This is a genomic window from Sunxiuqinia sp. (assembly GCF_055140945.1).
Genome location: NZ_JBSQYS010000002.1, coordinates 1 through 15099, shown reverse-complemented (window position 1 = coordinate 15099; position 15099 = coordinate 1). Strand labels below are relative to the sequence as shown.

At 38.9% G+C, this 15099-nt stretch carries 9 protein-coding genes and 1 CRISPR repeat array; of the genes, 8 read left to right on the top strand and 1 reads right to left on the bottom strand.

Annotation, left to right across the window (positions count from 1 at the left end; all coding sequences use genetic code 11):
• The first annotated feature begins 4 nt into the window (after positions 1-4).
• Together ACTB00_RS00900 and ACTB00_RS00895 are read left to right on the top strand one after the other, a co-directional pair.
• Positions 5-1177, top strand: a complete 1173-nt coding sequence (locus ACTB00_RS00900) for a TolC family protein (protein ID WP_463298064.1) — start codon at positions 5-7, stop codon at positions 1175-1177.
• 139 nt (positions 1178-1316) lie between these two features.
• Positions 1317-4601 (top strand): PAS domain S-box protein, encoded by a 3285-nt coding sequence (locus ACTB00_RS00895; RefSeq protein WP_463298063.1) that lies wholly within the window; start codon positions 1317-1319, stop codon positions 4599-4601.
• A 99-nt stretch (positions 4602-4700) separates the two neighbouring features.
• Here ACTB00_RS00895 and dinB read toward each other — a convergent pair whose 3' ends face one another.
• A complete protein-coding gene (dinB, locus tag ACTB00_RS00890; protein ID WP_463298062.1) occupies positions 4701-5774 on the bottom strand; it encodes a DNA polymerase IV in 1074 nt (357 codons plus the stop codon).
• Positions 5775-6282: 508 nt separating this feature from the next.
• On the opposite strand from dinB, the gene cas9 reads away from it, so the two are divergent.
• The 6 genes from cas9 (at position 6283) to cas2 (ending at position 13669) form a co-directional block, all read left to right on the top strand.
• On the top strand, positions 6283-10506 hold the full coding sequence (gene cas9, locus ACTB00_RS00885; protein WP_463298061.1) for a type II CRISPR RNA-guided endonuclease Cas9: 4224 nt from the start codon (positions 6283-6285) through the stop codon (positions 10504-10506).
• Between the two features lie 64 nt (positions 10507-10570).
• Positions 10571-10735, top strand: coding sequence for a hypothetical protein (locus ACTB00_RS00880; protein ID WP_463298060.1), 165 nt, complete (start codon positions 10571-10573; stop codon positions 10733-10735).
• 141 nt (positions 10736-10876) lie between these two features.
• A complete protein-coding gene (locus ACTB00_RS00875; RefSeq protein WP_463298059.1) occupies positions 10877-11533 on the top strand; it encodes a DUF6261 family protein in 657 nt (218 codons plus the stop codon).
• 70 nt (positions 11534-11603) lie between these two features.
• On the top strand, positions 11604-12281 hold the full coding sequence (locus tag ACTB00_RS00870) for a transposase (RefSeq protein ID WP_463298058.1): 678 nt from the start codon (positions 11604-11606) through the stop codon (positions 12279-12281).
• A gap of 103 nt (positions 12282-12384) precedes the next feature.
• Positions 12385-13275: a type II CRISPR-associated endonuclease Cas1 gene (cas1, locus tag ACTB00_RS00865; RefSeq protein ID WP_463298057.1), complete on the top strand. Its 891-nt coding sequence runs from the start codon at positions 12385-12387 to the stop codon at positions 13273-13275.
• Positions 13276-13330: 55 nt separating this feature from the next.
• Complete coding sequence (gene cas2, locus ACTB00_RS00860) at positions 13331-13669, top strand: CRISPR-associated endonuclease Cas2 (protein ID WP_463298056.1); 339 nt, start codon at positions 13331-13333, stop codon at positions 13667-13669.
• A 208-nt stretch (positions 13670-13877) separates the two neighbouring features.
• Positions 13878-15036: direct repeats of the CRISPR family, unit length 36 nt; unit sequence GTTGTGGTTTGATGTAAAATAAGCAAGACTTTCAAC.
• Positions 15037-15099: the final 63 nt, after the last annotated feature.

Below are 15099 nucleotides of genomic sequence, written 5' to 3'. Positions count from 1 at the left end.
ACACATGAAACTAACATATATCATACTACTGACCTGTCTTTCGTTGGCAGGTTTTTCTCAAACCAATCTGGATAAATTTCTGGATTTAGTTGAGCAAAACAATCAAGAATTGATTGCGGCACGCCAGTTCCTCGAAGCCGAAAAAGCTGGTTTCCAAACGGGATTAACACCCGACAACCCTTCGATTGAATATGGGTATTTCCCGGGAAGTAAAGAAGAGATGGGCACCAAAACAACTTATGGAATTAGTCAGGCTTTTGAGTTTCCAACCGTATATTCTGTTAAGAAAAAGCTGGCCAATAATCAAAGTCGGTTGAGCGAACTGGATTACCAGGTCTTCCGGCAAAATAAATTACTTGAAGCCAAACTATCGTTTTATAACTACGCTTTTCTACTCAAAAAGAAGCAAGAGTACCAAAAACGTTTGGAACATTCTACGCAACTATTGCAATCCTACCAAACAAATTTCGACAAAGGGAACACATCAATTCTGGATTTAAACAAGGCCAAAATTCAAAACCTGAAGATCAAAAGCAGTTACCAAATCCTCTTAACAGAAATTGACAATGCCCAAAAAGACCTGACTTTATTTGCAGGAACCGACACCATTGAGCAGAAAACCCAAAATATATCTGAGTTCGCACTACCGGGTCTGGAAAGCATTTTAGCAGAGTTCCAACAGCTAAAACCAGAGATCCGGTATTTGAGCCAGGCGCAGCAAGTCGCTGAGATGAACATCCAATTAGCCAAGCAAAACTGGCTTCCGGAATTTGAAATCGGTTACGAAGCAGAAAAAGAGCCTGATGGCACCTACAGAGGATTACATGCGGGATTATCCCTCCCCTTATGGAAGAATAAAAACAAGCTCCAACACGCCAGGGCTCAGGCCAATTTCAAAACCCAACAATTGAAATCAAGAATTGCCGTTCTGATCAACGAAAAGGAAAAGTTATATTTTCAAGTACAGGAATTAGATCAGATCCGACAAGAATACAAACAAACTTTAGAAGATGCTGCCAATGTTACTTTTTTGGATAAAGCGCTTCGATTGGGACAAATGTCGGTGATTGAGTATTTCAATGAGTTGACCTTTTACTATGAAACGATTGACAGCTATTTGGAGATAGAACTGGCTCATGCAGAAGCACTCGCAAGACTCACATCATATAAATTATAATTCAATCATTTAAACATTATCCAAATAAGCATCAATTAACTAATAACATATCACACATTAATAGATAATTAAATATTTATTTCTAATTTGGCATTCTTAAAATGAAGGAATAGGGACGGCAGGAAAGAGGAGAAGGATTATGAGAGATAACCACCCACAGAATACAACATTGATTGCGAAAAAAGATGAAATAGAGAATCTGAAAAATCAATTGAAAGAAGAGCAAGCGAAAAGTGCACAACTAAGAGAGCAGCTCGAGCAATTGAAAAAAGAAACGCAGATACCCGTCTCGGCGCGAAAAACAACCAATACTTACGCATCAAACCATTTCAATAGTTTTGATGATTTAGCAATTCCAGTATGGAAAATTGACTTTAGCCCGGCTCATTTAAAAATTCAAGAATTAAATTTAAAAGGGATTACTAATCTGCACCAGTATTTTAGTAATTCTCAATCAGACTTCATCAAGTTATTAAAAAGCATAAAGATCTTAAACTTCAATAGCGAGTCATCAAATTTCAGCCGGGAGGTATTTGGTAAGAAACAAGACGAGTTAAGCTGTTTGTATGAAATATATCAGGCCTGGAATTTTAAAAGTATAATTGATTTATTTTCAGCGATACAGATAAGAGCAGCGCGTTTCAGAACCGAAATTTCATTTAGACTGCCCGATGGCGAAAAAAGATATTATATCTTAAAATGGATTAGCACAACAGGTCACCACAATTATAATCGGGTGTTGATTTCGATGATTAATAATACCGACCGCCGAATAATGGGAAAAGAGCTGGAAGAAGCAAATAGAGTGTTATCAACGTTAATCAGCAACCTGAAGGGAATTGCCTACCGGTGCTTGGCTGATGAAAACTGGACAATGTCTTTTATTAGTGATGCTGTTTTTGAAATGACAGGATACCGCTCAGACGAACTAATAAACAATCAAAAAATTTCATACGCAAATCTTATTCATCCCGCAGACAGAGAATATGTTGAAGTAGAAATAAACAAAGCCATCGCGAAAAAAACGCGTTTTACAATCGAATATCGAATAAACACCAAAGACGGAAAAGAACGGTGGTTTTGGGAACAAGGAACCGGAGTTGAAAACAAAAATAATGAGTTAGAATTTCTGGAAGGGTATATTATAGATATTACAGAGCGGAGAAAGGCGGAACAAGCGCTACTGGAAAGCGAAGAAAAATTTAAGAAAGCGTTCCAATCAAGTCCCACAATAATCATGTTAACCTCAGCTCATGATGGAAAAATTATTGAGACAAACGACAGCTTCGAGCAAATTACCGGATGGAAGCAAGAGGAATATTTAAATAAAACAACAAACGAGCTTGGCTTATGGGCTGATCCCAAAGACAGAGATGAATATATCCGGCTCTTAATGCGAGACGGATCGGTTAAAAATAAAGAATATGACTTTTATCTAAAAAGTGGAGAAGTACGAAATGCGCTTGTTTCAGGCCACATACTCAAGCTAAGAAAAGGCACCGTTATTCTTGGTGTTTTGACTGACATCACTCAACAAAAAGAAACTCGTCGAGCCATAAACAATGAGCGGATTCACCTTCGAACAGTAATTGAAACCATTCCTGACCTAGTCTGGCTAAAGGATGTTAATGGCGTTTATTTGAATTGCAACTATCAATTCGAACAATTTTTCGGTGCCCAGGAAAAAGATATTGTGGGCAAAACAGATTATGACTTTGTTGATAGAGAACTGGCTGACTTTTTCAGAAAGAACGACCAAGCTGCAATGAGGGCTGATCAACCTAAAACGAATTTGGAATGGGTCACTTTCGCTAGCGATAATCACCGAGCACTGTTAGAAACAATAAAAACTCCAATGCGCGATTGCACGGGAAAATTGATTGGTGTAGTGGGTATTGCTCGTGACATTACCGAGAAGAAAAAAAATGAGGATGCACTCAAGCAAAGCGAAGTTCTTTACAAAGCTATTTTTAAAAACACAGGCACTGCAACCTGTATTATTGGTGAAGATAAAACGCTACTGCTGGGTAACGAAAAACTGGAAGAGCTAACGGGCTATTCCAAAGACGAACTCGAAAACAACATGAAGTGGACAGACTTTGTCTCTCCTGAAGATTTAAAACGAATGCAGCATTTTCATGAAACAAGAAGAGAAAATGGAGAAAAAGCCCCCAAACAATACGAGTTCACTCTGATTGACCGAAAAAACAAAAAACACCATATCCTTCTAAACATTGATATCATCGATGGCACGACGATGTCTGTCGCTTCGCTTTTGGATATTACCGTCAGGATTAATGCGCTCAATGAATTAAAACGTAGCCACAAAAAATATCAAAATCTGGTTGAAAACATCAATGATCTCTTTTTTGAAATTGATAGCAACTGGGATTTCAGCTATTTGAGTCCAAGCTTTGAAACCTTAAGCGGCTATTCCGTAAATTCATTCATCGGGCAACCGTTTACCGATGTTATTTTGCCCGAAGACCTGCCAACGATTAATGTGAACTTTAACGATCTGATTAACGAAGAAACAATCCCCACGTTCGAATTTCGGTTAAAAACGAAAAACAACGAGTTAATTTGGATACGCAATTCTGCCCGTCCGATTTACGATGAAAATAAAGAGATAATCGGAGCCAGAGGAATCGGCATTAATATAACAGAGCAAAAAGAAACAGAAATCCAGCTAACTAATGCCAAAGAAAAGGCAGAACAGGCTGATTATTTAAAGTCTGCTTTTTTGGCTACCATGTCTCATGAATTGCGCACCCCGCTTAATGCAATCATTGGATTTAGTCAGTTGATGGATGAAACCGTTAATAAGAGCGAGATGATTGAAATGGCAAAGATCATTTTTGATAGTGGCAACCACCTGCTTTCAATTATTGAGTCCATTTTTCATTTAACAATGCTCCAGTCTAACCAGACTCCAATTCGAATTGAGTTATTTATGCTGGGAGACTTATATAAATCATTACGATTTTATCTGGAAAGTGAACTACGCAAAAAAAATAAAAATCATATTGAAGCTCAGTTTGACGACTGCGTAAACAAGTATCCAAACTTGCAAATTCAAGCTGACAAGACAAAGCTAACCCAGTTGCTGACCAACCTCCTGAGCAATGCCGTTAAATATACGGAAGACGGAAGTATTACCCTTGGCTGTTATGTTGAAGGAAAAGACCTTACCTTTTATGTGAAGGATACCGGAATTGGAATTCAAAAAGAGAAGCAAGAGATAATATTTGAACGCTTTAGGCAGATTGACGACACCAATACTCGAAAATATGGAGGTGTTGGGTTAGGATTAGCAATTTGTCAGGAAATTTGCGATTTGCTGAATGGAAAAATTTGGATCGAATCGGAGCCGGCAAAAGGTTCGTCTTTTTATTTTAAACTTCCGAATGCAATTTTCATATGATTGTAATTGATTATTTATTAGGTATCATATGGAACTCGCACTTTAATCATTACCTTTTGTGTTTTTGACTAAGCATACTCGTTTCAATCGGAAATAAAGCTAGAAATTGATTGTTAGTTGAACAGCCCCCCTTTTGGGTTCTTCAAAGTTCGAAATGGTTACTCCAAGTAACCTGATTGCTTTGATAAAAGGCTCTTCTTGCTTGAGCAATTGAAAAGCATGTTGGTGCAACAGTGTCAAAGAATCAATATTCTTATCAAGTGTTTTGCTTCGTGTAATTTGTTCGAAATCTGCGAATTTCACTTTCAACGTTAACGTTCTACCTCGCATATTAGCTCGCTGAAGCCGATTCCAAACCTCTGTTTCTATTTTTTCGAGCTCCTCGGCCAGATCCCTCAACAAATAATAATCATGCCCAAACGTGCGTTCTGCACCCAGCGATTTTCGCTCACGGGTGGCAACAACCGGCCGCTCGTCAATCCCCCGTACAATATTATAATAGTATGCACCCGATTTACCAAACTGACGAATCAACTCCTGAAGCTCAAACTGCTTTAAGTCAGCACCAAAATAAATGCCCTGATTATTCATTTTCTCCGCTGTAACCTTGCCAACTCCAAAAAACTTACGAACCTCCAACTGTTCGATAAAGGGCACCGCCTCCTCAGGTGTAATCACAAAGATACCATCCGGCTTGTTTTCGTCTGAAGCGATCTTAGCCAAAAACTTGCAATAGGAGACACCAGCCGAAGCCGTCAAATTCGTTTCCTCTTTAATTCGCTTTTTAATCTCCCGCGCAATAAGTGTCGCCGATGGTTTTCCTTTCTTCGCAAAAGTGACATCTAAAAAGGCCTCATCTAATGACAAGGGCTCCACGAGATCAGTATATTCAAAAAAGATATCGCGAATTTGCCGGCTCACCGCTTTGTACTTGTCGAAATTGCCCCGCACAAAAATCAAATCCGGACATTTACGCTTTGCCAAAACCGACGACATCGCCGAGCGCACCCCATAGCGTCGCGCTTCATAACTGGCAGCAGCAACAACACCTCGCGTACTATCACCTCCCACCACAACCGGCTTTCCTTTTAAATCAGGATCATCCCGTTGCTCAACCGATGCATAAAAAGCATCCATATCAATATGTATAATTTTTCGGTGAGCGGTTTCCATAACTAAACGATGAGCGAACCAATGAAAAGCAATTTTCAGTAGTTCAAATGTAGATAAATTCGTTAAAAGTTGTCATATCCATTCATTTTTTACGGCTGCTACTAATCATAACTCTTTCGTTCCTGTGAAAAATAGCAGGGTTTAAACAGAAAAACGCTTAACTCATGAACTTAAGGCCATATTTTTATTAAAGTAGTAAACAAAATACTACTTTAATGGGCGCAAAACGCAAGACCCGAATACACAAAAAATAACAATACTGGGGAGAGGGGAAAAACACTATAAAATAAAAAACTCCCACCGAAGCGGGAGTATAGGTTTTAACACCTTCGGCATATAACCTTATTGTGATAAGATGTAAAATGATTTTAATATGAGTATTTCAAACGTAATAGGCTAAAAACAACGAACCTCAGCAAAACTGAGGCTCTAATTTTTTCCTTCGGCATATAGCCTTATTGTGATTTGATGTGATTCAAAAGTACAAAAAAAAATAATATACGCAACGATGACTAAAACTAAACTTGGATTAGATATTGGAACGAACAGTATTGGCTGGGGAATATTGGTTAAGGAAGATAAGAAATATCACTTCTTGGAGAAGCTAGCAAAAGATGGTACGGTGCTTCCAACAAAGGGCAGTTATATTTTCCCAAAAGGAGTTGACGGACAAGAAAAATCAAAAGCTGCTACCAGGCGTGGTTTCAGAAGTGCCAGACGGCGCACTGATCGAATAAGACGAAGAAAGGCTGCTACTCTTCAGGTTTTATCAGACAATGATATGTGCCCAAAATTATCAGATGAAGAAATAAGCAACTGGCGTTATAAAAAGAATTATCCATGCAATAGTGATGAGTTTATAAAATGGCAACGTACAGGAAGCAAAGGTGGAGATATTGAAACCGAGAAATTGAAACAACCTTACTACCTTCGATACTTGGCTGCGACGAAAGAAGGCTTAATCAATTATCGAATAGGCCGATACCAGCTGGGGCGGGCATTTTACCATTTAGCTCAGCGCCGGGGCTATCTCTCACTTGAAGAAGAACAAGCTGACGATGCTATTGAACAATTCAAACTTGCCGTCAGCAAATTATTGGATGAGCATACCAATTCATCCAGTTTCCTAGAACCTTTTGGAGCAGTTGCCGAAATGTATAAAAGCGATAAGAAGGTTAAATCGCTAACCGGGAAAATTAAGAAGAAGATTAGTAAAGAACCTTCTTTTGAAGTTATTTCCGCTTTTATTATTGATGAATTCAATAAAAAAGAGAATTTAGGCAAAGTAGCTACCGAGATCAATGACCTGTCTCAACAAATCGCCGATAGTGAACAACCAACATTAGGTTGCTATTTGAACTCGATCTATGCCCGACAAAATGGTGATGGGACAACCGAGCGAATCCGGGGGAAGTACATCGATCGAGAAAAGCACTACTTACGCGAGTTTAATTACATCTGCGATAAACAAGAAATTGGTTGTGAACTAAGAGAAAAACTTCGATTTGCCATCTTTTATCAACGTCCATTAAAGAGCCAGAAAGATTTGGTCGCGAAGTGTCCTTTAGACCCCAAACGTAAACGAATTGCTTTATCGCATCCTTTGTTTGAGGAATTCAGAAAATGGGAATCCATTAACCGGATTAAAATAAAAACAGAATCAGACGAGAGGCTTAGATTTCTCAATAAAGAAGAGAAAGAACTAATTGCCGATCAATTCAACTTTATAAAAGATGTCGAGTTCAATAAGTTAGCGGAAAGACTATCTGGTGACAAAAATTATCGTTACATAAAAGACAAGGAGAAATTGACTGCCGATGTGGAATTCAATTTTCCGGACACAACAACTTTTCCCGGATGCCCAACGATAGCTAGAATTAAAAAGGTATTAGGGAAAGACGAAAACGGCAAGTATTATTACGACAGTCTGCCCTTGCTAAATACTGGTCATAAAGAAGAAAAGGGTAAGATCCAAATTAGTGTCGAGGATATTTGGCATTGTTTGTTTGTTGATTCTTTCGGTGAAAAAAGCAAGCAACAAGCACGAAAAGAATTTGCAGAAAAACATTTACCCTGGGTTGATACTGAGGGATTCTCAAAAATAAAGCTAAAAAAGGGCTATGGAAATCTCAGTAAATCTGCGATCAAAAAGATTTTACCATACTTGCAGCAAGGAATGTTGTATTCTCATGCTGTTTTTACGGCCAATATTGATAAAGTGCTTGGGCGAAAAGCAACATCGAAAGAGATTGAAAAAATTTCGGTATGTATAAAACAGGCATTGGCATTACACGGATTTGAGAAAAAGGTAAATGCTGTTGTGAATAACTACATTGAAAAATACAAGCATGATGAGAATGGAATAGGCGATGACCCAAACAGCCAGTGGGCGCATCAAAATGGGATTAATGATGAAATTATCTCCTGGTTTTCAGAAACTGATTTGGATGCGATGGGTAAGGAAGAACAAAATCGTTTGGAGCAGCAGTGTTGGGACAAATTTATTAAACAGGCTGATAATAAGCGTCCTCAGAATGTAGAATACCTTTCGTCGAAAACTATTCCTGATTTCATTGAGGAAACCATTAGCAAAGAATTTCCAAATGAAACAATTGATGTAAATAAATTATATCATCCTTCGGCAATGGAGGTTTATCCTAGAGCTGAAAAACGTTTAGGCAATCCGGAAATAAGTTCCATTAAGAATCCTGTATTCAATAAAGCCATGCACCAGATTAAGCATTTGGTAAATAAGTTGATTGAAGAGGAGCTAGTCGATAAAGATACCGAAGTGAATGTTGAGTTGGCACGTGAAATAAATAGTGCCAGTTATCGTCGCGCATTAACACAGTATCAAAAAGATCAGAAAGCAATCCGGGATTGGGCAAGGCGAAAAATTATCGGATGCTATAACGAAAGTGTTCGTGAAACGATTAATCCAACCGATAGGCAAATAACCAAGTACATTCTTTATGCCGAGCAAAACGGGCAGTGTCTTTACACTTCACAAACGATTACACCAAGGAAGTTCTTTACTGAACAGAAATACGATATAGAGCATACTATTCCTCGTAGCAAGTGGAACGATAATTCGTTAATCAATAAAACACTGGCCAACGCCGATTTTAACCGGAACGATAAGCAAAATGGACTACCTGCTAATCTCGATTTAACATTTGAAGGACAACAAATTGATGCCGACACCATAATTCAAAATCGGGATCGATGGCTAAAATCATACAATATCTCAAGTAATGAAATTCAGTTTAATGTGTCTTTAGAGTCGTTGAAAGCAGAGCATAGAAAATACAAAGCAGCAGCCCGGGCAGCGACCGGAGATGCTGCCACCCACGATGAATTAATGTACCGGGCTCATTATGCCCGCTTGCGATTAGATTATTTGGCTCAGAAATATAAAACCTTTGAGCGGGATGAAATTCCGGCGAAATTCAATAACGCCAATCTGGTGGATACCCGCTTAATCACCAAATATGCGCGTGCGTATCTGAATTCATATTTTAAAAAGGTAAATGTGATTAACGGGCAGGTTACCGATACGCTTCGAAAAATATGGGGGTTACAAGGAGAATATGAAGAAAAAGACCGCAGCAATCATATTCATCACTGTATTGATGCTGTTACGGTTGCCTGTGTTGAGAAAGGAACAGCAAACCGAATGTCGGAAGCATTTCATCAATATGAACGTGAGTATTTTCACGGTGATTCAGCGACAAAGGTGTATCTGCCGGAACCGATGGATAACTTTGTTGATACAATGAAAAAATTGAAAGAGGAGGTATTTATATATCACAAGCATGTCGATCGCATTAAACCTTTGATGGATGAATTAGAAAAAGAAAACCCTAAAAGACTAAATCTAAGGGGAGCTTTAAATAAACCTAATCCTTATGGAATAATAAAAAAAAATGGAGAGGAAGTTTTTGTACAACGCTCATTAGTGAAAGACATTCAGGATAAAGACATTCCTTCAATTATTGATGATATGATTAAAGAACGTATCATTCATTTAATACATGAAAATGGAGATGTAAAAATCGACAGACTTAAGAAAGATGGTACTATATTCTTGCCAGAATACAGTTATATTCAAAAGAATGGAAAGACTAAAATTCTATCAGAAATGATATTGCGAAAAATACGATTAAAAGCATACAAACAAAGTCAATATCCACTGAAAGAAATACGTAAAATAGATCATTCAGAACAAGAATACAAACGAGATATTTATGTTTTAAAAGAAAAAGATTCTAATTATGAAGCTCGCCTATTTGGCGATTTAATTCCAGATAATCCAGAAGGAAGAACAAAATTTACGAAGAGAGAGTATTTTTTAATTAACTCAATTAATCTGGTGAAAAGCGAAGTGTCTATCAATCCACATTTTCCATTTCTATTTTCTATCCATTCTGGTGATCAGTTTTTGATATTCGACAAACACCCAGAAGAAATAAACTGGAATAACAATGATAATCTGAACAAAAGACTGTTTAAGATTAAGAAGTTCGATGAAGATCAAAATATTATTCTACAACGGAATAGCCATTCATATGCAGAGAAAGATATTTACGCTAATGAAAGTAAACTAGAAGAGATGGTCGCTTTTTTGTTGAAAAAGAAACCATCATCTTTTCGTGCTGTTCCAACAAGAGTTGACGAATTAGGACGCATTGATATTGAGTATTCAAAAGCCTTTATCGAAAAGCATATATAGTAACCACCCCACTTTTCCCAAAGTTCAAAACTTTGAAAAAGATGGATCACGTAAATAAAAACCAATGAAAACTCGAAACCACTACTTTTTGCAGCTACCGGAGGCAAGCTTATACCAACGAAAGGCTTTTGCAGAGTTTCCCGATGCTGGATTTGTTCAAGAAAAGATTTTGGTCACCATTCCTGAGGCTAGTTTAGGTGCACAAAAGTCTTTAGTAGCCGTCCCGTAAGGTCGTGTTCGACAGCAAAAGATTTTAGTCAGGATTCCGGAGGCTAGCTCAAGATCATAAAGTAAAAGATGAATAAAACCGATCAAAAGAAATCGATTTCAACCAAATAATTCGAATTATTAACCTTTAAAATGTAGCCGTATGATTGAAATTTCGTTATCAAAATTGAAAAACAACACCCTGTTTACCTTATGTTTAAGGGTACATGAACTCGTTCTTGCCCAAAAAACCCCCGAAATGGGCATCGACCTCTTCTTTAACCGTTTTGCTGAAGCATACAATTTGTATAAAGCAGCCATGGAAAAAGTTGTACTAAGCGCTGCCGATGTGGCACAAAAAGACAGCTTTCGCGATACCATGTGGGTAGCTCTACGCGCCCATGTAAAAAACTATTTACGCCATCCGAAGCTGTCAGCCAAGGCCGAAGCCATACTTGCTGAGCTCGACAAATACGGATCGGCAGTCTACAGTCAGAGCTACGAAGCCGAAACAGCTATCATTAAAAGTGTTTGCAATACTCTGGATGCAACATTTTCGACCGACCTGAACAAAATACAGGCCAATGTGTGGTTCGATTTGCTCAAACAGGCCGACGCTGAATTTGAGGCAGCGCAACGTAGTTTTAACAAACAAAAAACCGATGCCAACGAAGTGGATGCAGCCTCAACCATTCGCCCCGAGCTGGAAGATGCCCTGCGCAAACTATTCGCTTTTCTGCCCATGCAAGCCGAAGTAACCAGCGACGAAAATCTGGTAAAACTTGTTAAGCAACTCGAAGTTGAAGTTAGTCGGTTTTAAACGCATTGAATAGGACTTCGAGCTTGCAAAATCTCGAAGTCCTATCTTCTTAAGCTGAAAAACAGAAATTATGAAATCCCATCATCCGCCGCTTGAACACGGCCACTTCTACCACATCTATAACCGTGGGATAAACAGTTGCAAGCTATTTCGCGAAACAACCAACTACGAGCATTTCCTGGGTTTGTACAACAAATACATATCGTCGGTGGCTGACACTTATGCATGGGTATTAATGGGGAATCATTTTCATTTGCTGGTACAAATCAAAAAAGAAGATGAAATCGGTATCTATGAGTCATTAAACGCTGACAGGTCTAACGACTCTGTCAGGTTTCAAACAACAACCAACTTGTCAGAGTCCGAAGGACCTGACAAAGTTAAAAAACCAACTGTTCATCGCCATTTTTCGCATTTATTTAATGCCTACACCAAATACTTTAACCCGAAATACAATCGCACAGGGAAATTATTTGAAACACCGTTTAGCAGAATCAAGATCACTTCTGAAGCCCATCTTAAATTCCTGGTCTACTACATCCATCACAACCCGATCCATCACGGCTTTTGCGAGCACTATCTGGACTACCCCTGGAGCTCTTACCTAACGATCCTTTCGCCCAAAAAGACCCATTTAAAAAGGGATGAAGTACTTCAATGGTACCGGGAGGCTGACTGCTTTAAACAGTATCACAGCAAACAGTCCATCGAAAAATTTCTGGAGCTACAGATCGACAAACCGTATTAAAACGATAATAGCAATTCCCATTAAAACCAAAGAACCTTTCAGAGTCTTCAAGACCTGAAAGAGTTTTACGCTCCAAAGAATAAAAACCATTAAACCAAGAACCATGCTTAAACGAACCCTATTCTTCTCCAACCCCTATTATTTAAGTTTAAAAGACTGCCAGCTGGTTATCCATTCGAAAGATGAGTTGACAACGAAAACGGTCCCAATAGAAGATATCGGATTTATTGTATTCGATCATCCGCAAATCAGCTTTAGCATGAAACTAATCGAGTTCCTGAATCTCCATAACGTGGCTGTTATTTTTTGCGATAGTAAACACATGCCCTCTTCCATGCTGCTAAACCTGGAGAGTCACAGTTTACAAAACGAATTGTTTCGTGCACAAATCAGTGCCTCCGAACCATTGAAAAAGAACCTGTGGAAACAAACCATCGAAACAAAAATAAAAAACCAAGCCGCGCATCTCGAAAAACAGGGACACAAAGCACACGAACTCCGGGCTTACGCCAAAAGTGTAAAAAGCGGCGATATTGAAAACCGCGAGGGGCTGGCTGCCCGCGTGTATTGGGGTCGGCTGATCGGCAATGGATTTACACGCGACCGCTATGGCGATGCTCCCAACCATTTACTAAACTATGGCTACATCCTGCTGCGCTCGGCGGTAGCCCGGGCATTGTCTGGTTCCGGCCTCTTGCCCACCCTGGGCATCCATCATCATAACAAATACAACGCTTTTTGCCTGGCCGACGACATTATGGAACCTTACCGACCCTTTGTCGATCAATTGGCCTTGCGCATTTATGGTGATTATCCGGATGAATTGTTTCTGAACAAAGACATGAAAGCTGAACTGCTGAAGCTAATGACCACTGATGTATCTATAAACGATAGCAAACGCCCGCTGATGGTAGCTCTGTCTCAGACGACTGCTTCGTTGAGCCGTTGTTTCAGTGGCGAAGGCAGAAAAATAACCTACCCGGTTTTTGAATAAATTCGCTGCAACCTTCAAGCGTTAAAAAAAACTTGAAGGGTTTAAAAGTATAAACATGGAACAAACCCGTTTAAATGCTTATCATATCATGTGGTTATTCGTATTTTTCGACCTGCCGGTAACAACCAAAAAGGAGCGCAGGCAGGCAACACGGTTTCGTAAGGATTTACTGAAAGACGGGTTCTCGATGATGCAGTTTTCGGTTTATATACGTCATTGCGCCAGTAAAGAAAGTGCCGAAGTACACGAAAAACGAGTCAAGGGCTTTGTGCCGGAAAAAGGACAAGTGAGTATCCTCTCGGTTACCGACAAACAATATGGGAATATTGCCAACTTCTGGGGAAAAGGAACCGCTCCTTTGCCTGAAGGTCCGAAACAACTGGAAATGTTTTAACTTTACGCGGGTAGAATCATCCTGAACTCGTTTCAGGATTTCCCCCAAATAACGCCTCGTTCCTTGACATACTGACTTTTCTTATTAATTTCGTACCGATAGGATTAAAAAAATGATGCATTAGACCACTTCTTTGGAGTAAAACAAAAGGTTTTTACAGTGAAGAAACCGCTAAACCCCTTGTGAAATCGGGGATAAAAAGCCCAAGGTTGTGGTTTGATGTAAAATAAGCAAGACTTTCAACTAGAACTGTATCAATTTGATTAGACATCTGGTTGTGGTTTGATGTAAAATAAGCAAGACTTTCAACGGTTCTCGATTTCTTCAATCACATCATCGGGTTGTGGTTTGATGTAAAATAAGCAAGACTTTCAACATACCTCTGCCACGCTTGCCGTATGGGATAGTTGTGGTTTGATGTAAAATAAGCAAGACTTTCAACTTGATTGTTTGCGATCTCCATACCATTTGTGTTGTGGTTTGATGTAAAATAAGCAAGACTTTCAACGAAAAGCTAAACCTCTATAATCTGGCATTGGTTGTGGTTTGATGTAAAATAAGCAAGACTTTCAACGAAATTCACTTTGCCGCGCCTGAGAACCGGGTTGTGGTTTGATGTAAAATAAGCAAGACTTTCAACCCTTTACAGGTAGCGAAAGTATTGGCGTAAGTTGTGGTTTGATGTAAAATAAGCAAGACTTTCAACTATAATCAACATCCTCCGCAGGTATTTGCTGTTGTGGTTTGATGTAAAATAAGCAAGACTTTCAACGTTGGTTCTTCAGGAAGTGGAAGCGAATCGGTTGTGGTTTGATGTAAAATAAGCAAGACTTTCAACCGCCATTTGTTGTAGTAAAATAAGGATTTAGTTGTGGTTTGATGTAAAATAAGCAAGACTTTCAACCGACGATCAGCGGCAAGGGCTTTATTTATTGTTGTGGTTTGATGTAAAATAAGCAAGACTTTCAACAAAAAGATCAAACAGTCATATTTCCTAATTGTTGTGGTTTGATGTAAAATAAGCAAGACTTTCAACGATGATTGACTTTTCGGGCGAGGTACCCATGTTGTGGTTTGATGTAAAATAAGCAAGACTTTCAACCGTAAAGTCTGAAATCGCCAGCTACATACATGTTGTGGTTTGATGTAAAATAAGCAAGACTTTCAACAGTTTCCCGGAACCGATGCAGGAGTGGTGGGTTGTGGTTTGATGTAAAATAAGCAAGACTTTCAACGTTGTCAAAACGATTAAAATAGAAAGCCTAGTTGTGGTTTGATGTAAAATAAGCAAGACTTTCAACAGTAAGCAAATGATTCAGGATGAGAAATGTGTTGTGGTTTGATGTAAAATAAGCAAGACTTTCAACTATAGTTCTCGTTGAACACACCAAGAATTGGTTGTGGTTTGATGTAAAATAAGCAAGACTTTC

Excerpts from the sequence above, each read along its gene's own strand:
- ACTB00_RS00900 (WP_463298064.1), top strand. The coding sequence starts at position 5 with ATGAAACTAACATATATCATACTACTGACCTGTCTTTCGTTGGCAGGT.
- ACTB00_RS00895 (WP_463298063.1), top strand. The coding sequence starts at position 1,317 with ATGAGAGATAACCACCCACAGAATACAACATTGATTGCGAAAAAAGAT.
- dinB (WP_463298062.1), bottom strand. The coding sequence starts at position 5,774 with ATGGAAACCGCTCACCGAAAAATTATACATATTGATATGGATGCTTTT.
- cas9 (WP_463298061.1), top strand. The coding sequence starts at position 6,283 with ATGACTAAAACTAAACTTGGATTAGATATTGGAACGAACAGTATTGGC.
- ACTB00_RS00880 (WP_463298060.1), top strand. The coding sequence starts at position 10,571 with ATGAAAACTCGAAACCACTACTTTTTGCAGCTACCGGAGGCAAGCTTA.
- ACTB00_RS00875 (WP_463298059.1), top strand. The coding sequence starts at position 10,877 with ATGATTGAAATTTCGTTATCAAAATTGAAAAACAACACCCTGTTTACC.
- ACTB00_RS00870 (WP_463298058.1), top strand. The coding sequence starts at position 11,604 with ATGAAATCCCATCATCCGCCGCTTGAACACGGCCACTTCTACCACATC.
- cas1 (WP_463298057.1), top strand. The coding sequence starts at position 12,385 with ATGCTTAAACGAACCCTATTCTTCTCCAACCCCTATTATTTAAGTTTA.
- cas2 (WP_463298056.1), top strand. The coding sequence starts at position 13,331 with ATGGAACAAACCCGTTTAAATGCTTATCATATCATGTGGTTATTCGTA.